Annotated in this window: 21 protein-coding genes and 1 pseudogene; 16 read left to right on the top strand and 6 right to left on the bottom strand. The window is 70.6% G+C overall.

The genetic code is table 11. The features are described 5' to 3' along the window. Window positions 1–3 precede the first annotated feature (3 nt). Window positions 4–2,154: a transketolase gene (gene tkt / locus AB0M54_RS07250; RefSeq protein ID WP_364469707.1), complete on the bottom strand. Its 2,151-nt coding sequence runs from the start codon at window positions 2,152–2,154 to the stop codon at window positions 4–6. Window positions 2,155–2,400: 246 nt separating this feature from the next. On the opposite strand from tkt, the gene AB0M54_RS07245 reads away from it, so the two are divergent. From AB0M54_RS07245 to AB0M54_RS07235, 3 genes are all read left to right on the top strand, one after another. Continuing rightward, the gene (locus AB0M54_RS07245) at window positions 2,401–3,357 is read left to right on the top strand and encodes a heme o synthase (protein ID WP_364470035.1); all 957 of its coding nucleotides are present in this window, start codon (window positions 2,401–2,403) and stop codon (window positions 3,355–3,357) included. Window positions 3,358–3,537: 180 nt separating this feature from the next. Beyond that, window positions 3,538–3,831, top strand: coding sequence for a hypothetical protein (locus tag AB0M54_RS07240; RefSeq protein ID WP_364325144.1), 294 nt, complete (start codon window positions 3,538–3,540; stop codon window positions 3,829–3,831). Between the two features lie 29 nt (window positions 3,832–3,860). Continuing rightward, window positions 3,861–4,778, top strand: coding sequence for a hypothetical protein (locus AB0M54_RS07235; protein WP_364469705.1), 918 nt, complete (start codon window positions 3,861–3,863; stop codon window positions 4,776–4,778). Here AB0M54_RS07235 and AB0M54_RS07230 read toward each other — a convergent pair. Both AB0M54_RS07230 and AB0M54_RS07225 read right to left on the bottom strand, forming a co-directional pair. Continuing rightward, window positions 4,765–4,959: a (4Fe-4S)-binding protein gene (locus tag AB0M54_RS07230; protein ID WP_364325138.1), complete on the bottom strand. Its 195-nt coding sequence runs from the start codon at window positions 4,957–4,959 to the stop codon at window positions 4,765–4,767. The genes AB0M54_RS07235 and AB0M54_RS07230 overlap by 14 nt on opposite strands. Window positions 4,960–4,969: 10 nt before the next feature. Continuing rightward, window positions 4,970–6,184, bottom strand: a complete 1,215-nt coding sequence (locus AB0M54_RS07225) for a cytochrome P450 (protein ID WP_364325135.1) — start codon at window positions 6,182–6,184, stop codon at window positions 4,970–4,972. Window positions 6,185–6,329: 145 nt separating this feature from the next. Here AB0M54_RS07225 and AB0M54_RS07220 point away from each other — a divergent pair, with 145 nt between their 5' ends. Beyond that, complete coding sequence (locus tag AB0M54_RS07220) at window positions 6,330–7,019, top strand: TetR/AcrR family transcriptional regulator (protein WP_364325132.1); 690 nt, start codon at window positions 6,330–6,332, stop codon at window positions 7,017–7,019. Here the strand turns inward: AB0M54_RS07220 and AB0M54_RS07215 are convergent. Continuing rightward, complete coding sequence (locus AB0M54_RS07215; RefSeq protein ID WP_364470033.1) at window positions 7,016–7,948, bottom strand: COX15/CtaA family protein; 933 nt, start codon at window positions 7,946–7,948, stop codon at window positions 7,016–7,018. The two genes, AB0M54_RS07220 and AB0M54_RS07215, sit on opposite strands and share 4 nt — an antisense overlap. A gap of 71 nt (window positions 7,949–8,019) precedes the next feature. Here AB0M54_RS07215 and AB0M54_RS07210 point away from each other — a divergent pair, with 71 nt between their 5' ends. From AB0M54_RS07210 to AB0M54_RS07160, 11 genes and pseudogenes are all read left to right on the top strand, one after another. Further along, a complete protein-coding gene (locus AB0M54_RS07210; RefSeq protein WP_364325129.1) occupies window positions 8,020–8,739 on the top strand; it encodes a transcriptional regulator in 720 nt (239 codons plus the stop codon). After that, the gene (gene sufB, locus AB0M54_RS07205) at window positions 8,736–10,157 is read left to right on the top strand and encodes a Fe-S cluster assembly protein SufB (RefSeq protein WP_364325127.1); all 1,422 of its coding nucleotides are present in this window, start codon (window positions 8,736–8,738) and stop codon (window positions 10,155–10,157) included. Before AB0M54_RS07210 ends, sufB begins: the two co-directional genes overlap by 4 nt. Window positions 10,158–10,206: 49 nt before the next feature. Then, window positions 10,207–11,340, top strand: coding sequence for a Fe-S cluster assembly protein SufD (sufD, locus tag AB0M54_RS07200; RefSeq protein ID WP_364469703.1), 1,134 nt, complete (start codon window positions 10,207–10,209; stop codon window positions 11,338–11,340). After that, window positions 11,337–11,669, top strand: a complete 333-nt coding sequence (locus AB0M54_RS07195; protein ID WP_364325121.1) for a non-heme iron oxygenase ferredoxin subunit — start codon at window positions 11,337–11,339, stop codon at window positions 11,667–11,669. Before sufD ends, AB0M54_RS07195 begins: the two co-directional genes overlap by 4 nt. Then, on the top strand, window positions 11,666–12,436 hold the full coding sequence (gene sufC / locus AB0M54_RS07190) for a Fe-S cluster assembly ATPase SufC (protein ID WP_364325118.1): 771 nt from the start codon (window positions 11,666–11,668) through the stop codon (window positions 12,434–12,436). The genes AB0M54_RS07195 and sufC overlap by 4 nt, the downstream gene beginning before the upstream one ends. An 85-nt stretch (window positions 12,437–12,521) precedes the next feature. Continuing rightward, window positions 12,522–13,757 carry a cysteine desulfurase gene (locus AB0M54_RS07185; RefSeq protein WP_364325115.1) on the top strand — a complete coding sequence of 412 codons (1,236 nt, stop codon included), beginning with the start codon at window positions 12,522–12,524 and terminating at the stop codon, window positions 13,755–13,757. Further along, complete coding sequence (gene sufU / locus AB0M54_RS07180; protein ID WP_364325112.1) at window positions 13,754–14,188, top strand: Fe-S cluster assembly sulfur transfer protein SufU; 435 nt, start codon at window positions 13,754–13,756, stop codon at window positions 14,186–14,188. The genes AB0M54_RS07185 and sufU overlap by 4 nt, the downstream gene beginning before the upstream one ends. Further along, window positions 14,185–14,541: a metal-sulfur cluster assembly factor gene (locus AB0M54_RS07175; protein ID WP_364325109.1), complete on the top strand. Its 357-nt coding sequence runs from the start codon at window positions 14,185–14,187 to the stop codon at window positions 14,539–14,541. Before sufU ends, AB0M54_RS07175 begins: the two co-directional genes overlap by 4 nt. 38 nt (window positions 14,542–14,579) lie before the next feature. Further along, window positions 14,580–15,296: a maleylpyruvate isomerase family mycothiol-dependent enzyme gene (locus AB0M54_RS07170; protein ID WP_364469701.1), complete on the top strand. Its 717-nt coding sequence runs from the start codon at window positions 14,580–14,582 to the stop codon at window positions 15,294–15,296. A gap of 345 nt (window positions 15,297–15,641) precedes the next feature. Next, a pseudogene (locus AB0M54_RS07165) lies at window positions 15,642–16,145 on the top strand (tetratricopeptide repeat protein); the annotation flags it as partial. A 1,582-nt stretch (window positions 16,146–17,727) separates the two neighbouring features. Continuing rightward, a complete protein-coding gene (locus AB0M54_RS07160; protein WP_364469699.1) occupies window positions 17,728–18,213 on the top strand; it encodes a CHAT domain-containing protein in 486 nt (161 codons plus the stop codon). Window positions 18,214–18,402: 189 nt separating this feature from the next. Here the strand turns inward: AB0M54_RS07160 and AB0M54_RS07155 are convergent, their stop codons facing one another. Further along, window positions 18,403–18,903: a serine hydrolase gene (locus AB0M54_RS07155; RefSeq protein ID WP_364469697.1), complete on the bottom strand. Its 501-nt coding sequence runs from the start codon at window positions 18,901–18,903 to the stop codon at window positions 18,403–18,405. A 24-nt stretch (window positions 18,904–18,927) separates the two neighbouring features. Beyond that, a complete protein-coding gene (locus AB0M54_RS07150; protein ID WP_364469695.1) occupies window positions 18,928–19,938 on the bottom strand; it encodes a histidine phosphatase family protein in 1,011 nt (336 codons plus the stop codon). A gap of 169 nt (window positions 19,939–20,107) precedes the next feature. Here AB0M54_RS07150 and AB0M54_RS07145 point away from each other — a divergent pair, with 169 nt between their 5' ends. Continuing rightward, complete coding sequence (locus AB0M54_RS07145; RefSeq protein ID WP_364469693.1) at window positions 20,108–20,707, top strand: LysE family transporter; 600 nt, start codon at window positions 20,108–20,110, stop codon at window positions 20,705–20,707. The last annotated feature ends 91 nt before the right edge of the window (window positions 20,708–20,798 follow it).

The raw sequence follows: 20,798 nt of genomic DNA, 5'->3' as shown, positions 1-20,798 counted from the left end.
TCCTCAGCTACCGGTCGTGTGACCGGTGATTTCGCCGACCTTGGCGAGGGCGGCGTTGGCCTTGGCCACCACGTTGTCCGCGGTGAACCCGAACTGCTCGAACAGGATCTTGGCGGGAGCGCTGGCGCCGTAGTGCTCGATGCTCACCGCCTCGCCGGCCTCTCCCAGGATGCGGTCCCAGCTCATCCGGATGCCAGCCTCGACGGTTACGCGGGCTTTAACACCTCGCGGCAGAACCTGCTGCTGGTACGCCGTGTCCTGCTCGAAGAACCACTCCTGGCAGGGCATCGACACGACCCGGGTGGGCGTGCCGGCCGCCTCCAGCCGCTCCTGCGCGAGGAGGGTGATCGCCACCTCGGAGCCGGTGGCCACCAGGATCACGCTCGGCGAGCCGGTGGACGCCTCGGACAGGATGTAGCCGCCCTTGAGGGTGCCCTCGGCGCTCGCGTACTTCGAGCGGTCGATGGTCGGCAGGTTCTGCCGGCTCAGGGCGAGCGCGGTCGGCCGGTCGTTGTGCTCCAGCGCGCCCCGCCACGCCCACGCGGTCTCGTTGGCGTCGGCCGGGCGGACCACGTCGAGCCCGTGGATGGCCCGCAGCGCGGTCAGGTGTTCGATCGGCTGGTGGGTCGGACCGTCTTCGCCCAGGCCGATCGAGTCGTGCGTCCACACGTAGACGACGCCGATCTTCATCAGCGCCGAGAGCCGGACGGCGCCGCGCATGTAGTCGCTGAAGACCAGGAAGGTGCCGCCGTACGGGCGGGTGCCGCCGTGCACCGCGATGCCGTTCAGCACCGCGCCCATGCCGTGCTCGCGGATGCCGAAGTGCAGGGTGCGGCCGTACTCGTTGCCGGGGAACGCCTTGGTCGCGTACTCCGCCGGGATGAACGACGGCTCGCCCTTCATCGTGGTGTTGTTGGACTCGGCCAGGTCGGCCGAGCCGCCCCACAGCTCGGGCAGCACCGGGGCCAGCGCCTCCAGCACCTTGCCGGACGCGGCCCGGGTGGCCAGACCCTTCTCGTCGGCCGGGAACTCGGGCAGCGACTTCTCCCAGCCTTCGGGCAGCTTCTTGCCGTCGAGCCGGTGGAACAGGGCGCTCGCGTCGTCGTTGGCCGTGGCCCACGCGTCGAACGACTTCTGCCACTCGGCGCGCATTTCCTGGCCGCGGGTGCGGACCTGGCGGGTGTGCTCGATGACCTCGGGCGCGACGTCGAACGTCTTCTCGGGGTCGAAGCCCAGCACCCGCTTGGTGGCGGCCACCTCGTCGGCGCCCAGGGCGGAGCCGTGGATCTTGCCGGTGTTCTGCTTGTTCGGCGCCGGCCAGCCGATGATCGTGCGCAGCGCGATGAACGACGGGCGGCCGGTCTCGGCCTTGGCCGCCTGGATCGCCGCCCAGAGCGCCTCGACGTTCTCGTGGTAGTCGCCCTGGTCGGCGTCGCCGGTGCGCCAGTCGACGGTCTGGACATGCCAGCCGTACGCCTCGTAGCGCGCCGCCACGTCCTCGTTCTTGGCGATCCGGGTGTCGTCCTCGATGGAGATCTCGTTGTCGTCGTAGATCAGCGTGAGGTTGCCCAGCTTCTGCACCGCGGCGATGGCGCTGGCCTCGTGGCTGACACCTTCCTCGATGTCACCGTCCGAGCAGATGGCGAAGATGTTGTGGTTGAACGGTGAGGCGCCCGGCTCGCCGGTCGGGTCGAACAGGCCCCGCTCGCGCCGGGCGGCCATCGCCATCCCGACCGCGTTGCCGATGCCCTGGCCCAGCGGGCCGGTGGTGACCTCGACGCCGGGGGTGTGCCCGTACTCCGGGTGGCCCGGGGTCAGCGAGTCCCACTGCCGCAGCGCGGCCAGGTCGTCGATCTCCAGGCCGTAGCCGGAGAGATAGAGCTGAATGTAGAGGGTGAGGCTGGAGTGACCACAGGAGAGCACGAACCGGTCGCGCCCGGCCCAGTGCGGGTCAGTCGGGTCATGTCGCATCACGCGGTTGAACAGCAGGTAGGCGACCGGGGCGAGGCTCATCGCGGTGCCCGGGTGGCCGTTGCCGGACTTCTCGACGGCGTCCATGGCCAGGACTCGGACGGTGTCGACCGCCCGCTTGTCGAGGTCGGACCAGTTCAGCTCTGGAGACTTGGCAGCCACGTCGGTGTGCTCCTCGGGCATGTCTTTATCGGATTGCTTATGAAGTTGACCCTATCCATTGCCGGTAAACCCACGCCCGGCGAACGGCACAGGCCCATACGCTGAGAGCGGACAGTGGGGTTCAAACCTGTGACGCCCGGCATCTACGACGGGTCGTCGGAGCAGGGTCCCAGGCTGCGCGTAGTCTGTCCGAGCGCGCCGCCGGATCGACAACGGCAACGGCCGCGACGCAGTTGTTCCGATGCCGGAAGGTGGCTGTCCGTGAGCATGATCACCGAGCGTCCCGCCCAGGGACGGCCCTCCGGCCTCCGGGCCGAGCCGGCCGAGGCCGGGGAGGGAACGGCGGCCAAGCGCGATCTCCGGGCCGTCCTCGGTGCGTACGTCGCGCTCACCAAGCCGCGCATCGTCGAGCTCCTGCTGGTCACCACGATCCCGGCGATGATGCTCGCCGCGGGCGGGCTGCCCGACCTCGGCCTGATGGCGATCGTGCTGGTCGGCGGGGCGCTGGCGGCCGGCGCGGCCAGCGCGCTGAACTGCTACATCGACCGCGACATCGACCAGCTGATGCGCCGCACCAAGCGGCGCCCGCTGCCGGCCCACGGCGTGACGCCCCGCGCGGTGCTGGTCTTCGGGTTCACCCTCGCGGTGATCTCGGTGGTGCTGATGGCGGTCTTCACCAACTGGCTGGCGACCGCGCTGACCGCCGCGGCGATCTTCTACTACGACGTCGTGTACACGCTGTGGCTCAAGCGCCGGACCTCGCAGAACACCTTCTGGGGCGGCATCTGCGGCGCCGCTCCGGTGATCATCGGGTGGGCCGCGGTGACCGGCGGCGTGGCCCCGATGGGCTGGGCGCTTTTCGCAGTTGTCTTCTTCTGGCAGATGCCGCACTTCTACGCATTGGCCATCAAGTACAAGGACGACTATGCGCGGGCCGGCATTCCGATGCTCCCGGTGGTCCGTTCCGCCGCCCGGGTGAACCGCGAGATCCTGGTCTTCACCGTGCTGACCGTGGCCGCCTCGCTGGCCGCCTGGCCGCTCGGCCTGGGCCCGATCTACGGCGCCGCGGCTCTGCTCGTCGGCGGGCTCTTCCTCGCCGAGGCGGTGCTCCTCGTCCGGCGGTCCCGCGCCGGGCGCCCGCTGCGCCCGATGCGGCTGTTCCACTGGTCCACCACGTACCTGACGATCCTCTTCATCGCGGTCGCGGTCGACGCTCTGGTGTGACTCGATGTCGGATTTGTCCGACACTCGGGGTACGCCCTTCGGTGGAACCGTCTCGGGGTGCAATTCGGACAAAATCGGTATGAACCAATGTGCTGAACGCTTAAACCCGCAGGTAATTGGCATCACAATTACCGGGCATGTCTTCTTGCCTTCGCCCGAAGTCTGCTTACTCTTCGGTCCATGGCAGAAGGTTCCGATACGAGTCTGACCGCCGGCATCAAGTCGTTCGCCGGCGAGCACGGTGGGGCGAAGGCCGTCATCGAGTACGTCGGCAAGAAGGGCGCGCGCATCGTCCTGGTCGGCGACGACGGCGAGTGGTCCGACCAGTTCGCCCACAGCACCGCTGTGGCGCGCGAGGCGTGCGACGCGGCCGGTGTCGCGGTGGAGAACGAGTGGGAGCGCGAACTGATGGAGCAGATGCGTCCCAGCAACGACCTGTGGCGCTCGATGGCACGGCGGAGCATGGCTCGCTGAACCGGGCCCACCCTTGATCTGATAGCCGCATGACCCGAGATGAAGACGTGGCGACCCGGGAGGCATCCCGGGTCGCCCTCGTAACCTGTGACATCTTCCCGGAGCTGTACGAAGACGAGTTCCCGCTGCGTGACGCTCTGCGCGCCCGCGGGGTGACCGTCGAGTCCCCGAGGTGGGACGACCCGGCGGCCGACTGGCCGTCCTACGACCTGGCGGTGCTCCGCAGCACCTGGGACTACCCGGCGCGGCGGGACCGGTTCGTCACCTGGGCCCACACCGTCCCGGCCCTGGCCAACCCGGCCGCCGTGGTCGAGTGGAACACGGACAAGCACTACCTGCGCGAGTTGGCCGCGGCCGGCCTGCCGGTGACACCGACGACGTTCGTGGAGCCGGGGGAGGCGTGGACGCCGCCCGACGCCGGCGAGTGGGTGGTCAAGCCCACGATCAGCGCCGGCAGCAAGGACACCGGCCGGTACGCGCTGCCGGGCGAGGCCGGCGTCGCGGTCGCGCATGTCGCCCGGCTGCACGAGGCGGGGCGTACGGCGATGGTGCAGCCCTACCTGACCGCGGTCGACGGGGTCGGCGAGACGGCGCTGCTCTACACCCCGGGCCCGGACGGGCGGCTCGCCTTCAGCCACGCGATCCGCAAGGGGCCGCTGCTGACCGGGCCCGACCTCGGCGACAAGGACGCGGAGTACAACGAGGAGATCAGCCCGCGTACGCCGACCGAGGCCGAACTGGCCGTCGGCGAGCGCGCCATCGCCGCCCTGCCCTCGCCGGACCGCCTGCTCTACGCCCGGGTCGACCTGATCCCGGGCCCGGACGACGCGCCGCTGCTGGTCGAGGTGGAGCTGACCGAGCCGTCGCTGTTCTGGACCTACGCGCCCGGTTCGGCCGAGCGGATGGCCGACGCGATCGTCGCCCGCCTGGGTGCTACTCCTCGATGATCGACAACGCCTGGGACGGGCAGAGCATGACCGCGTCCCGGGCGCGTCGTTCCGCCTCGCCCTCCGGCCGGTCGGTGAGCAGCGCGACGATGCCGTCGTCGTCCTGGTCGAAGACGTCGGGATCGGTCAGCACGCACTGACCCGCGCCGACGCAGACGCCGGTGTCCGCCTTGATCCGCAAGATGGCCTCCTCACCACGTGACCGGCAGCTCGTACGCGCCGTAGATGACCGAATCGTTCTTGAACGGGACCTCGTCCACCGGTTCGGCGAGCCGGAGGCCGGGGATCCGCCGGAACAGGGTGTCGAACACGATCTGGAGCTCGAGGCGGGCCAGGTTCTGGCCGAGGCACTGGTGCGGTCCGTACCCGAAGGCGATGTGGTTGCGGGCGCGACGATCGATGTCCAGGTCGGCCGGGCGGGGGAAGACCCGGGGGTCCCAGTTGGCGGACAGGCCGGAGACGATCACCCCGTCGTGCGCGTTGATCCGCACCCCGCCGATCTCCACGTCCTCGGTCGCGACGCGTGAGGTGGCCGTCTCGACGATGGTGAAGTAGCGCAGCAGCTCCTCGACGGCCATCGGCGTCAGGCCCGGGTCGGCCTTGATCCGGGCGAGCTGGGCGGGGTGGTTCAGGAGGCCGACGACGCCGAGCGAGATCATGTTGGCGGTGGTCTCGTGGCCGGCCGCGAGCAGCAGGAAGGCCATGCTGACCAGGCCCGGGTGGTCGAGCGGGCCGGCCTCGCGGCGCAGGGCGATCTGGCGGCTGAACAGGTCGTCACCCGGCTCGGACTCCTTGCGCACGATCAGGTCGCCGAGGTAGCCGCGGAGCTCGGCCAGGGCCCGCGTGCGTTCGTCCTCGGGGGTGCCGCGGCGGATCAGCGCCGTGGTGCGGCTCTGGAAGAACTCGTGCTGGTCGTACGGCACGCCGAGCAGCTCGCAGATCACCAGCGACGGCACCGGCAGCGACAGCGCCCGGACCAGGTCGATCGGGTGCTCGGGTGCGGCCAGCATGGTGTCGACGAAGCCGTCGACGATCTGCTGGATGCGCGGCTGGAGGGCGGCCAGCCGCTTGACGGTGAACTCGCCGATCAGGGCGCGGCGCTCGGCGGCGTGCTCCTCGCCGTCCATGCCGATCATGGACGGTGGCTGGGCCCGGAGGCGTTCGCGGAGGCCCTTGGCGGCGCCGGGGACCGGGAAGTTGGGCCGCCGGCGGTCCGAGGAGAACCGGCGGTCGGCGAGGATGGCCCGGCCCTCGGTGTGCCGGGCGACCCACCAGGTCTCGGCGCCGCCCTGGAGCCGGACCTTGCTGATCGGCGCCTCGTCGCGGGTCTGCGCGTACTCGGCGGGTTCGGCGAACGGGCAGCGGCGCGCGACCGGGAAGGGCTCTGGTTCCGTCACGATGATCACCTCAATGGGTTATCCGGAGGATTTTCTTCCGCTTAACGCAGCGTACTCAGCAGCGCACCGTTCGTCCACAGCGGACGGAAGAGTTCCGCGCGATGCATGCCATACTCCGGGCCACGGCCAGGTCAGCGGGTCGGAGGGAGATGCGGTGGATCAGCAGACGTCGGCCACGCTCCGTGCCGACGCCCGGCGCAACCGGGAACAGATCATCGAGGCGGCCCGGACGATGTTCCTGCGCAAGGGTCCGGACGTGCCGATGGACGAGATCGCGCGGGCGGCCGGGGTGGGCGTCGGCACCCTCTACCGGCGGTTCCCGGACCGCTCCGAGCTGATCAAGGCGGTCAGCCAGGACAACCTGCGGCGGATGGCGGAGCTGGCCGGTCGGCTGGAGCGGGACGAGCCGGATCCGGCCGTGGCCCTCGACGCCCTCCTGCACGCCATTCGCGACCTCTACCTGGGCATCGTCATGACGTCCGTCTCGGCGGTCGCGGTCCAGGCGATCAAGGACAACCCGGTGATCCAGGAGCAGCGGGACGAACTCCTCGGCGTGGTCAGCCGGCTCCTGCGCCGCTGTCAGGAGCAGGGCTCGATCCGCCCGGACATCGACGGCGGCGACCTGTTGCTGATGCTGGCGGCGGTGTCACGGCTGGTGCCGGCGGCCGACGACGACCTCGGCGAGATGGCCTTCCACCGGCTCTTCGCCCTGATGATGGACGCGTTCCGTCCGGAGCGCGCGTCGCCGTTGCCCGGGCGGCCGGTGGACTACCAGGACGTCGAGCACCTGCGGCAGCACGGCGGACTGGCCGGCTTCGGCCGGATCGCCCCCAACGACCCCTAGGCGGCGCTGGTGGCCGGGACCGGCTCGGCGGCCGGCGTGGCCGGGGCGGGCGCGGGGCTCGCGCTGAGGGCGCGTACCGCGGCCAGGGTGGCGAGCCAGACGAACACGGCGCCGAGCATGTGCGCCCCGACCAGCAGGACCGGCAGGTGCGTGAAGTACTGCACGAAGCCGATCAGCCCCTGACCCAGCTCGACCAGGACGAGCACGCCGGCCGCCCGGACCGTGGCCGGCGGCGCGTCCGCCGCCCGCAGCGCGAACCACAGCGCCACCGACAGGCCGATCAGCAGGAACACCAGGTCGGCGTGGACCTGGGAGATGGTGGTCGGGTCGAAGCCGTTGCGCGGGGTCTCGGCGTCGCCGGCGTGCGGGCCGCTGCCGGTGACGACCACGCCGACCAGGATCACCGCCGCGCTCACCACGGCCGTGACGCGGGCCAGGGTGCGCAGCGGCCCCGGCACGAGCGGGAGGCGGGGGGCGTCCGGCTCGGCGGTGCGCTTCCACAGCACGTACGCCCCGGCGGTCATCACCATCGAGATCACGAAGTGCGCGCCGACGATCCACGGGTTGAGGCCGGTCAGCACGGTGATGCCGCCGACCACGCCCTGCGCCACCACGCCCAGCCCGAGCGCGAAGCTCAGCCGGGCCTGCCCGCGGCGCCGCGGCTTCTCCAACAGCGCGGCGATGAACGTGGCCAGCGCGACCAGCCCGATCACGACGCCGAGCAGCCGGTTGCCGAACTCGATCGCCCCGTGCACGCCCATCGCGGCGGTCGTCGTGTACGACGCGTCGGTGCATCTGGGCCAGGTGGGGCAGCCGAGACCGGAGCCGGTCAGGCGGACGGCGCCGCCGGTCACCACCAGCAGCGCGTTCAGCACGAGGGACGCGAGGGCCAGGGGGCGCAGGGGGAGGCGAACGCTCACCAGGCGGATCGTACGCGGGTGTTCCGGATCACCGGCGGGCTGGTTTGCGGCGGCCCGCCGAAATACGTAACGTTGTCGTAGTGAAATACGAGGTGCAGATCCGGAGCAACGCGGGGGCCACGGCCGCCGCGCCGGACGTCCGCACCCGTGACCGGGTCGCCCAGCTCCTGTTCGAGCGGGGCGCGGCCACCGCGGCCGAGCTCGGCGCCGATCTCGGGCTGAGCCCGGCGGCGATCCGCAAGCACCTCGACGCGATGCTCGCCGACCAGCTGGTCGAGGTTCGTGAGTCGCGCAACTCGGCGCCCCGCGGCCGGGGCCGTCCGGCCAAGGCGTTCGTGCTCACCGCGGCCGCGCGCGAGAGCTTCCCACACTTCTACGACGGCCTGGCCACCGCCGCGTTGCGGTGGATCGCCGACCAGTGCGGTCCCGAAGCGGTCACCGCCTTCGCCGCCACCCAGGTCGCGTCGCTCGAGGAGCGCTGCCGCACCGCTCTGCTGGAGGCCGGGGACGACCCGATCGCCAGGGCGGAGGCGCTTGCCGAGGCGCTCACCGCCGAGGGATACGCTGCCAGCGCGACGACGATCGCGACCGGCGGCCAGCTTTGCCAGCACCACTGCCCGGTGGCGCACGTGGCCGCCGAGTTTCCCCAGCTGTGCGACGCCGAGACCGCGGTCATCCAGCGGCTCGTCGGCACCCACGTGCAGCGTCTCGCCACCATCGCGCACGGCGACGGGGTGTGCACCACGCACATCCCGGGTCCGGCGCGTGAGAACGCAACCACGGTTAGGACACAGATATGACCGACCAGATCGTCACTCAGGAAGAGCACCTCGCCGCCCTGGGCAAGTACGAATATGGCTGGGCCGACGCCGACACCGCCGGGGCGACCGCCCAGCGGGGCCTGTCCGAGGCCGTGGTGCGCAACATCTCCGCGCTCAAGAACGAACCGCAGTGGATGCTCGACCTGCGGCTCAAGGGCCTGCGCCTGTTCGACCGCAAGCCGATGCCGAACTGGGGCGCCGACCTCACCGGCATCGACTTCCAGAACATCAAGTACTTCGTGCGCTCCACCGAGAAGCAGGCCGCCACCTGGGACGACCTGCCGGCCGACATCAAGAACACGTACGACAAGCTGGGCATCCCCGAGGCCGAGAAGCAGCGCCTGGTGTCCGGCGTCGCGGCGCAGTACGAGTCCGAGGTCGTCTACCACAAGATCCGTGAAGACCTCGAGGAGCAGGGCGTCCTCTTCCTCGACACCGACACGGCCCTGCGTGAGCACGAGGACGTCTTCAAGGAGTACTTCGGCACCGTGATCCCGGTCGGCGACAACAAGTTCGCCGCGCTGAACACGTCGGTGTGGTCGGGTGGCTCGTTCATCTACGTGCCGAAGGGCGTGCACGTCGACATTCCGCTGCAGGCCTACTTCCGGATCAACACCGAGAACATGGGCCAGTTCGAGCGGACGCTGATCATCGTCGACGAGGGCGCCTACGTGCACTACGTCGAGGGCTGCACGGCGCCGATCTACTCGTCCGACTCGCTGCACTCCGCGGTCGTCGAGATCATCGTCAAGAAGAACGCCCGCTGCCGCTACACGACCATCCAGAACTGGTCGAACAACGTCTACAACCTGGTCACCAAGCGCGCCACCTGCGAAGAGGGCGCGACCATGGAGTGGGTCGACGGCAACATCGGCTCCAAGGTGACGATGAAGTACCCCGCCGTCTACATGACCGGGGCGCACGCCAAGGGCGAGGTGCTCTCGGTCGCGATGGCCGGCGAGGGCCAGCACCAGGACGCCGGGGCCAAGATGGTGCACGCCGCGCCCCACACCTCCTCGACGATCATCTCCAAGTCGATCGCCCGCGGCGGTGGCCGCACGTCGTACCGCGGTCTGGTGCAGGTGCTGGACGGGTCGCACCACAGCAAGAGCACGGTCAAGTGCGACGCGCTGCTGGTCGACACGATCTCCCGGTCGGACACGTACCCGTACGTGGACATCCGCGAGGACGACGTCAACATGGGCCACGAGGCGACCGTCTCCAAGATCAGCGACGACCAGCTCTTCTACCTGATGAGCCGGGGCCTGACCGAGGACGAGGCGATGGCGATGATCGTCCGTGGCTTCATCGAGCCGATCGCCAAGGAACTCCCGATGGAGTACGCGCTCGAGCTGAACCGCCTGATCGAACTCCAGATGGAAGGGGCAGTGGGCTAGCCGCCCAGATGCCCCGCACCTGTGGTCCAGCTTTAAGCCGAAGGATGAGATGAGTACCGACGCATTGGCAGCTCCGCCGCCCAGCACCAAGTCCCAGGTGCTGCGCTCCTTTGACGTCACCGACTTCCCCAAGGTCGGCGGGCTCGAGGAGGAGTGGCGTTTCACCCCGATCAAGCGGCTCGGTGAGCTGATCACCGCGTCCGCCCTGACCGGCACCGCGCCGGAGTGGCAGCACGACCAGCTGCCGCCCGGCGTGTCGATCAAGGACGTGGAGTCGGTCGACGACATCCTCACGCCGTTCGACCGGATCAGCGCCCTCGCCTACGGCTCCGCGGCCGGCGTGACGCTGATCGACGTCGCCGCCGAGACCGAGGCCGACGAGCCGGTGCTGATCCGGCGGGTCGGCCGGGGCGGCGACGCGGCCGGGGCGCGCACCTTCGTCAAGGTGGGCAACTTCGCCAAGCTCACGCTGATCCTCGAGCAGACCGGCACGGTGACGCTGGCCGACAACATCGAGGTCGTGCTCGGCGACAGCGCCCAGCTGACGTTCGTCACGCTCACCGAGTGGGACCGCGGCGCGGTGCAGGCCCAGCACATCAAGTTCCAGGTCGGCCGGGACGCGCGGGTCCAGCACGTGCAGGTCTCGCTCGGCGGTGACCTGCTCCGGCAGTTCGCCAGCGTCGAGTACACCGGGCGCGGCGGCGACGCCGAGCTGTGGGGTCTCTACTTCGCCGACGCCGGCCAGCACATCGAACACCGACAGCTCGTCGACCACGGCGTGCCCGACTGCCGCAGCTACGTCGGCTACCGCGGCGCCCTGCAGGGTGCGTCGGCGCACACCGTCTGGGTCGGCGACGTGCTGATCCGGGCCGCGGCCACGGGCACCGACACGTACGAGATCAACCGCAACCTCGTGCTGACCGACGGCGCGCGGGCCGACTCCGTACCCAACCTCGAGATCGAGACCGGCGAGGTCGCCGGCGCCGGACACGCGAGCGCGACCGGCCGCTTCGACGACGAGCAGCTGTTCTACCTGATGGCGCGCGGCATCCCCGAGGGTGAGGCCCGCAAGCTGGTGGTCCGCGGCTTCTTCGCCGAACTGATCAACAAGATCCCGTCCGAGGAGCTGCGCGAGCGGCTGGGCGACGCGATCGAGGCGAGATTGGCCAAGGCCGGGGCATGAGTTTCCAGTTCGTGGGGCCGGCCGACGTGGTGGCGAAGGGCTCGGTCCTGGCCACCGAGGTCGACGGCGTCGAGATCGCGGTCGTGCACGCCGACGACGACCAGTTCTACGCCGTACGCGACGAGTGCAGCCACGCCTCGATCCAGCTCTCCGAGGGCGAGGTCGACGGCTGCACGCTCGAGTGCTGGCTGCACGGCTCGCGCTTCGACGTGCGGACCGGCGAGCCCAGCGGCCTGCCCGCCACCGAGCCGGTGGCGACCTTCCCCGTCGAGATCCGCGACGGCGACATCTACGTATCGACGACACCGAGCAATGGAGTAATGCCGTGAGCACCCTGGAGATCCGCGACCTGCAGGTGTCGGTGAAGCTGCCCGAGGGCGAGCTCAAGCCGATCCTGGCCGGCGTCGACCTGACCGTGCGGTCGGGCGAGACGCACGCCATCATGGGTCCGAACGGATCCGGCAAGTCCACGCTGGCCTACTCCATCGCGGGCCACCCCAAGTACCAGATCACCGGCGGCACGGTCACGCTCGACGGCGACGACGTGCTGGCGATGACCGTCGACGAGCGCGCCCGGGCCGGCCTCTTCCTGGCCATGCAGTACCCGGTCGAGGTGCCCGGCGTGTCGGTGGCGAACTTCCTGCGTACCGCCAAGACCGCCATCGACGGCGAGGCGCCGAAGCTCCGCACCTGGGCCGGCGAGCTGCGCGGCGCGATGGAGAAGCTGCACATGGACCCGGCGTTCGCCCAGCGCAACGTCAACGAGGGCTTCTCCGGCGGCGAGAAGAAGCGCCACGAGATCATGCAGCTCGAGCTGCTCAAGCCGAAGATCGCCATCCTCGACGAGACCGACTCCGGCCTCGACATCGACGCGCTCAAGGTCGTGTCCGAGGGCGTCAACCGGGTCCGCGCGACCGGCGAGTCCGGCCTGCTGCTGATCACCCACTACACGCGGATCCTGCGCTACATCAAGCCCGACTTCGTCCACGTGTTCGTGGCCGGCAAGATCGTCAAGGAGGGCGGCTCCGAGCTGGCCGAGGAGCTCGAGGCTTCGGGTTACGCCGAGTTCGTCGAGAAGGCGGGCTCGCCGGCATGACCGCCTGCACCGAGCGGCACTGCCCGGCGGTTGCGGACGGCGTCGCAGGCGAGGGCCAGAAGGGCATGCCAAAGGAAGGCGCAGCATGAGTGGCTTCGACGTCGCACGGGTGCGGGAGGACTTCCCGATCCTGAGCCGGGAGATCAACGGGCATCCGCTGGTCTACCTGGACAGCGCCAACACCTCGCACAAGCCGGTGCAGGTGCTCGACGTCATGCGCTCGTACTGGGAGCGGTCCAACGCCAACGTGTCGCGGTCGGTGCACACCCTCGGCACCGAGTCGACCACCGCGTACGAGGACGCCCGGGCCAAGGTGGCCACGTTCATCGGCGCCCGGTCGGCCGACGAGGTCGTGTTCACCAAGAACTCGACCGAGGCGATCAACCTGGCCGCCCACTCGCTGGGCCAGCTGCTCGAGCTCGGCCCCGGCGACGAGGTCGTGGTCTCCGAGATGGAGCACCACTCGAACATCGTCCCGTGGCAGCTCCTCTGCCGGCGTACGGGCGCCACGCTGCGCTGGTTCGGCGTGACCGATGACGGCCGGCTGGACGAGTCGGCCCTCGACACGCTGGTCAACGAGCGGACCCGGATCGTGTCGCTCGTCCACATGTCGAACATCCTCGGCACGATCAACGACGTCTCCCGGATCGTCGAGCGGGCCCACCAGGTCGGTGCGACGGTGCTGCTCGACTGTTCTCAGTCCGTACCCCATCTGCCTCTTTCGGTGGTCGACCTGGGCGCCGACCTGATCGCCTTCACCGGCCACAAGATGCTCGGCCCGACCGGCATCGGCGTGCTCTGGGGGCGTGGCACGCTGCTGGCCGAGATGCCGCCGTTCCTCGGGGGCGGCTCGATGATCGAGACCGTCACGATGGAACACACGACGTTCGCCGCGCCGCCCGCCCGGTTCGAGGCCGGCACCCCGCCGATCGCCGAGGCGGTCGGGCTGGGTGCCGCGATCGACTACCTCTCCGGCATCGGCATGGCCGCGATCCACGAGCATGAGATGGAGCTCACCGGGTACGCGCTGAAGACGCTCGCGGGCATCGACGGCGTCCGGGTCTTCGGCCCCGGAACCCCCGACGGCCGTGGCGGCACGGTGTCGTTCGACGTCGCCGGGGTTCACCCGCACGACGTCGGGCAGATCCTGGACGACCTGGGCGTCGAGGTCCGGGTGGGGCATCATTGCGCACGTCCGGTGTGTGCGCGGTTCGGCGTCTCGTCGATGACCCGCGCGTCGTTCTACCTCTACAACACGACCGCCGAGATCGACGCTCTGGCGGCCGGGGTCGAGCAGGTGAAGAAGGTGTTCGGGCCATGACCGATGCGCTCTACCAGGAGATCATCCTGGATCACTACAAGCACCCGCACGGCCGCGGGCTGCGCGACCCCTACTCGGGCGAGGCGCACCACGTGAACCCGACGTGCGGTGACGAGATCACCATCCGGGTGACCGACGACCTCTCCGACATCTCGTACGACGGCATGGGCTGCTCGATCAGCCAGGCGTCCGCGTCGGTGCTGCACGAGCTGCTCAAGGGGAAGCCGATCGGCGAGGCGGCGAAGATTCACGACGCCTTCGTCGAGCTGATGCAGGGTCGCGGCCAGGTCGAGCCGGACGAAGAGGTGCTGGGTGACGGGATCGCGTTCGCCGGGGTGGCGCGTTATCCGGCCCGGGTCAAGTGTGCGCTGCTGCCGTGGATGGCGTTCAAGGACGCCGCGGCACGCGCCGGTGTGGAGGTAACGGTATGACTGAGTCCACCGTTCCGTCGGAGGTCTCGAAGGCCTCCATCGCGGACATCGAAGAAGCCATGAAAGACGTCGTCGACCCCGAACTCGGGATCAACGTCGTCGACCTCGGTCTGGTCTACGGCGCGCACGTGGACGACGAGAACGTGGCGACGCTGGACATGACGCTGACCTCGGCGGCGTGCCCGCTCACCGACGTCATCGAGGACCAGACCCGGGCCGCCCTGACCACCGGCCCCGGCGGCGGTCTGGTCAAGGACTTCCGGATCAACTGGGTCTGGCTGCCGCCGTGGGGCCCCGACAAGATCACCGACGAGGGCCGCGACCAGCTGCGCGCCCTGGGCTTCAACGTCTGAGCCGATTTTTGTCGTAGCCCGCTGATAGAACATCGGCCATGGACTACCTCGCTCAGATCGCCGCCCGTTCCGCCACGCTGCGAGACGCGGTCGCCTCCGCCCCTTCGGTCGAGGCCCGCGTCCCCGGCTGTCCGGGCTGGACATTGCACGACCTCACCACCCACCTCGGCGGCGTGCAGCGTTTCTGGGCCGAGTCGGTCCGCCTGCGCGGCGAGCGTCCCACCTGGCACGAGCCGTCCCCGGCCGACGAGCTGCTGACCTGGTTCGACGCCTCGACCGCCGACCTGCTGTCAGCGTTACGCGAGGCGTCCCCCGACCAGCCCTGCTTCACCTGGTGGGGCGCGTCCGGTGCGCCCCAGACGGCCGGCGCCGTGGCCCGCCACCAGGTGCAGGAGGCGGCGGTCCACGCCTGGGACGCCGAGGAGGCGATCGGCAAGCCCAGCCCACTCCCCGTCGAGGTGGCGTCCGACGCGATCGCCGAGTTCGTCGAGGTCAGCCTGGGCTCGATGGGCGCCTGGCCCCACCCACCGGCCGTCCTCACCCTGACCGCCACCGAGGGCCGCTCCTGGTCCACCAACCTCACCCCGTCCGGCGCGTCCTTGCTCACCGCCCCACCGTCGTCATCAACGGCCACCGTCACCGGCACCGCCAGCGACCTGCTCCTCGGCCTCTACGGCCGCAGCCCGCTGGCCGCCCTCTCCACCACCGGCGACCAGACCTTCGACCGCCTCCGCGCCTGGGTCAACACCGACTGACGATCAAAACCGTGCGAAGGTACGCCCAACGGCCTCCACCAACCGCAACACCGACCCGTCGTGGCACTCCGCGACCGGGGCCGGTGCGCAAGGCCGTGAACGCGCGTCTCGCGTGATGCGGTCGTCGGCTCTGCCGGGCTCTGCCGGGCTTCGCGTGGGCGGCCGTCGGATTGATCTGGGTCTGGGTCGGGTGGCTGGGCGGATTGACGTGTGTTTGCGGGCGGTCCGTCAGGTTCTGATGTGAAGCGGAGGAGCCGGGGCGACGTCGACGCGCAGGCGGCCGAGGGGTATGCCGCGCTTGAACGTGGAGATCTCGAGGCTGCGCGCGTCTGCCTCGAGGTGGCGATGGGCGGCTATGCGGCGCTTGGGGTCAGCGATGCGCTGGCTTCGGCGGCGCTGGGGAATCTCGGTCGGGCGTACACGTTGCTTGGTCGCCCTGAACACGCGGTCGGTCTGTTGCGTCGGGCGGTTGAGTGGAAGCGGCGCAGTCACGAGAGTGCGGCCTCACAGCACACCACGCTCACCAATCTGTCGCTTGCGTTGCAAGCGGCGGGAGACCCCGACGGAGCCGAGGCGGCGCTGGCTGAGGCGTTGCGGTTGCCCGGACTTGGTCCGAAGCGGCGTGAGCGGGTTGAGCAGGAGCAGGCCTACCAGCGGATGAACCGTGGTGACTTCGCGGGTGCGCTGGTCATGCTTCGCCGCAGCCTGGACACCATTGTCGGCCGCGAGGGGGATGGGACGTTGCCGCGACCGTCGCGGGAGCGCGGCACGGTGCTCAACAACATCGGGGCCTGCTACTCCGAGCTGCGGAACTGGACCGAGGCGCGGCGCCATTTCGAAGAGGCGGTGCGGGTGCGCCGGATGTGTGCCCCGGGCTCGATCGAGCTGGCGAACGCGATCGGCAACCTGGCCGGGCTGCCCGACCGGCCGCCACCGGCCGAGCTGCTCGACGAAGCGGTCGGCCTGGGCCGCCGGGTGGCGCCGGCGTCGCCCGCCCTGGCCGTGGCCCGCGCCCACCGGGCGGGCGAGCTGCTGGAGGCCGGCGACTACGCCGGTGCGCTGAGCCTGGCCCGGCAGACGATCGACGCGGCGCCCGCGGCCAACCGGAACCTGGCCCAGGCCTGCCTCGTCGCCGCCCGCGCGCACGACCTCCTCGGCGACCCGCGGGCCGGCGAGGCGATGGCGCTCCGGGCGTACGAAATCTGCTCGAAGGTCTCCACCCGCCTGCGCGAGCTGCAACCCATCCTCGCCATGCTCGGCGACTTCGCGCGCCGGCGTGACGACCTGGACGCCGCCGCGGCCCGCTACGACGAGGCGATCGCGCTGGCCGAGCGCTACCGGCTCGGCTCGGCGAGGGAGCCCGGGCTGGAGCGCTGGTTCGGCGCTACCCGCGAGGTCTACCACGGGCGCATCGAGGTGTCGGCCCGTCGGCAGGCGCCCGGGGACGCCGAGGCCGCCTTCGCCGCCGCCGAGGCGTTCCGCGCCCGAACCTTGGCCGAACTCCTGTCGGCCGGCACACCCGCGCCGATCGCCGCCGACCCGATCCAGCGCCGCCTGGCCGGGATCTACACGGAACTCGACACCTTGGCCGCCACCGCCACCCCGTCACCACCTGCGGAACCTGCCCGTGCCGTCCAGCCGTCACCGGAGGTGGAACCTGCCCGCGTTGTCCGGCCGTCACCGGAGGTGGAACCTGGCCGCGTCGTCCGCCCGTTGCCTGAGGCGGAACCTGATGGCTTGGACGGCGCCGTTGACCGGGCGTCCTGGGTGGAAGGCGGCGCTGCCGGTCACCGGGCGGCCGGGGCGGAAGGTGGCGCCGCTGACGATGTCCGGCGGGTGCTGGAAGCTGAGCGTGACGCGTTGGAGGCGCGGGCCGAGCGGGAGCGGTTGCGGCGGCTGGCCGGTGAGCCGGTGTCGGCGCAGCGTGATTACCCCGTGCCGTGCACCGTTGCGGAGATTCAGGCGGTGCTGGGCGGTGGAGTCATGCTGGCGCTCTACGAGGTCACCGACGACGAAGTCTTTCGCTGGACGGTTACCTGTGACTCGTTCGACTTCCGGCGGCTGGAGCCCGGCGCGGCTGAGCTGCGCGTGGCGGTCGGCGAGGTGCTCGACAGCTGTCGAGACCCTGGAGCCGCGGCGCCACCCGAGGCAGCGTGGAGGCGGCTGGGGGAGTGGTTGCTCGCGGGGATGCCGACGGACGGCCGGCTGGTTGTCTGCGCTGATGTGACGCTGGGTTACCTTCCGTTCGAGGCGCTCACCGAACGCGTTGTCTCCTATGCGCCGTCTGCTACGACGGTGGTGCGGTTCGGGGGTCGGCGACGGGCTCGGGTGACGCGGGAGTTCGCGGGCTTTGCGGTGGCCGAGGCGCCGGGGCTGCCGCGGATCCCGGCGGGAGATCGAGTCGGCGGCGGCGTGCCTGAGTGGCGAGACTGTGTGCCTCTCCGGACCGGATGCCTCCGCCGAGGCCGTCCGCACCTATGCGGCCGGCAGCCGGTACGTCCACTTCGCGGTGCATGCGCTGGCCCGCGACGACGAGCCGCTCTACTCCGCCCTGGCGTTGGCCGGGGGGCCGCTGCACGCCTACGAGCTGTTCTCGCTCGACCTCTGCGCCGACGTTGTCACGTTGTCGGCCTGCGCGTCGGCCGTGGGCGCGGACCGCTCCGGTGAAGGCATTGTCGGGCTGAGCCGGGCGCTGTTCGCGGCCGGCGCTCGGGCCGTGCTGCTGACCCGCTGGCCGGTTCATGACCGCCCGATGCGCACACTGGTCGAGGCGTTCTATCGGTCCCTGTCCGAGGGTCACCCGCCGGCCGAGGCCCTGGCCGAGGCGGTGCGTCTGGTCCGTCGCGGCAAGCCGGCCGTCTTCGCCCACCCCCGCGAACGCTGGCCGTTCATGCTGATCGAGACGGGCTGGCGATAGCGCCCCGCCTCTGCGTCGGTGCCAGGGTCGAGACGATGCGCCCGCCGGTGGTGGCGAGGGGTGCCCGCGTGCCGGTGGTGGCGAGGGGTGCCCGCGCGTCGGTGGTGGCGAAAGGATGACCGACCGGACGCGGCTGGCCCGTTCCGCACCGGCTCCGCCCGGTGGGAGGGGCAGCCGGGTGCCCGCGCGTCAGGCGTTGAACAGGTCGCTGAACGCGTCGATCGGGTAGTCGCGGTTGTCGCTGTTGATGTTGGCGGCGGCCACGTGGGTGCCGTCGCGGGTTCCGGCGGCGATGGTGAAGGAGCCGTGGATCATGCCGTTGTGGCCCCACACCGTTCGGTTGCCGGCCAGCGGCCAGCGGATGATGCCCAGGCCGTAGGTGCTGCCGGGCGCGCCGGTGAACATCTGCTCCTGCAGGACGGGCTGCAGGAGGTGACCGGCCAGCAGCGCGGCGAGGAAGCGGGTGAGGTCGTCGAGGGTGGAGATCACGCCGCCGGCCGCCCAGGCGTAGCTCGCGTTCAGCTCGGTCACGTCTTGTTGCTCCGCGCCGGGCACCATGAGCGGGGAGTAGTGCCGGGCATGAGGCGAGGGCAGCGTGGTCTGTGCTCCCGGCAGGTGCGTTCCGGTCAGGCCGAGCGGCTCGACGATCCGGCGGCCACGATTTCTTCCAGGTTCACCATAACCATCCAAAGTGGAGATGGACCCGGGCGACCGTCAGGCGCGGATCGTCATGCGGGTGACCAGGTTGTCGGCCACCTGGAAGCGGAAGTGGCTCTCGCCGTTGAAGCCGTTGCCGGAGACGGTGGCGGTGACCACGTACTCGTCGTGTTCCCAGGCGGCGCCGGACGGGTCGAGCCGGGCCTGGACGCCGATGTTGTCGGTGTTGTTCCAGCCGCGGATGCCGTCGTGGCCCTGGTAGGTGGTGCCCCAGTCGTCGATCACGCCGTCGGGGGCGAACGCGGCCACGAAGGCGTCCGAGTCGGCGGCGTTGGTGGCGTCGAAGACGGCCCGAACCGGCGGCAGCAGGGTGAGGGGTGGGACATCGTCGAGGTGGTCGACCGTGTTGTAGCGGTCGAGCACCAGGGTGCCGCCGCGGCCGTCGAAGACCGTGATCGAGGCGTTGCGAACGGTGTTGCCGGCCGCGACGCGGTCGACGCCGTCCCAGTCGAGGTCTTCGATGATCGCGCGCATCATCAGGACGACGGAGTCGTGGGCGGTGACGACGACGCGGCGGCCGGCGTGCTGCTCGTTGACGTCGTCGAGGAACGACTTCAGCCGGATGCGGATGTCGCCGAAGGACTCGCCGTTCCGGGGCCGCCACTGGTAGTCGCTGGTGCCGTGGAAGCGGGCGTCGTCGGGGAAGTCTCGTTCCACCGCGGCGCGGGTCATCATCTCGAGGTCGCCGAGCAGGCGGTCGACGAGGCGTTCGTCGGTCGTCGCGGGCGGGAAGCCCAGGCCGGACGTCTCGGCCGCGATCCGCCAGGTCTCGCGGGCGCGCAGGTAGGGCGACGTGATCGGGATCTCGGGAACGCGGTCGGCGGGGAGCCCGGCCAGCCAGGCCCCGACGGCTCGGGCCTGGGTCACGCCGAGCTCGGTGAGCTCGACATCACGGTCGCGACCGGTCAGGCCGCTGTCCACGAGGCCCTGGGCATCGGCCGCGGGAAAGGCCACGTTGGCGGCGCTCTGCCCGTGGCGCAGCAGGATCAGTTCCGAGACGACTGGCACCGCTCCACCCTAGGGCGCGTCACGGAATTCGGTCGCGTGATCGCCGGTGTGGTGCGCATCATGGGCGCGTGATCGTTCACCGCAGGACCCGGGTCTCTGTTCGCGCCGGCCTCGTCGCCGCGCGACAGCAGAAGCCGGCCGGCCGGATGGCGGTCCTTCTCCAGCGGTCATGAGCGGGGCGTTCCTGGCCGGCGTGATCGCCGGCTACGGCATCGCTGTGCCCGTCGGGGCCATCGGTGCGTTGATCGTGACGCTCAGTGCCCGGGAATCGTTGCGGGTCGGGGCGGCCGCGGGGCTCGGGGCGGCCACCGCCGACGGGATCTACGCGCTGCTCGCGGTCGCGGGCGGCGCGGCCATCGCGGGGATCATCGCGCCCGTCGCCACGCCACTGCGGTGGATCGGGGCGATCGCGCTGCTGGTGTTCGCCGGCTTCACCGCGGTGGGGGCCCTGCGCCGGCGCCGGACCCGGCCGGCCGAGCGCGATCGGCCGACCGGCGTGCTCCGGGCGTACCTCGGCATCATGGGCTTGACCTTGTTGAACCCGGCCACGGTGGTCTATTTCGCGGCGCTCGTGCTGGGGCGCGGTGGCGCGGGCGGCGGGCTGTGGTTCGTGGTGGGCGCGTTCCTGGCCTCGGCGAGCTGGCAACTGCTGATCGCGGGCGGGGGATCGCTGGTCGGGAGATTGCTGACGGGTACGCGTGGCCGGCTCGTGACGGCCCTGACCTCCAGCGCGGTGATCGCCGCGCTGGCCGTCGAGATGATCATCTAAGCCCCTGGCAGGAACTGTTTCCCGTAACTCTGGGGTAGCCAGGGTGAGGTCCAGGGTGCGGCGGTGGTGAGGTTCTGGGCGTCGGTGCGGT

Origin of the sequence: Actinoplanes sp. NPDC051470, from assembly GCF_040682035.1 — a bacterium.
Lineage (GTDB): Bacteria > Actinomycetota > Actinomycetes > Mycobacteriales > Micromonosporaceae > Actinoplanes.
This window is presented reverse-complemented; position numbering and strand designations above follow the sequence as displayed.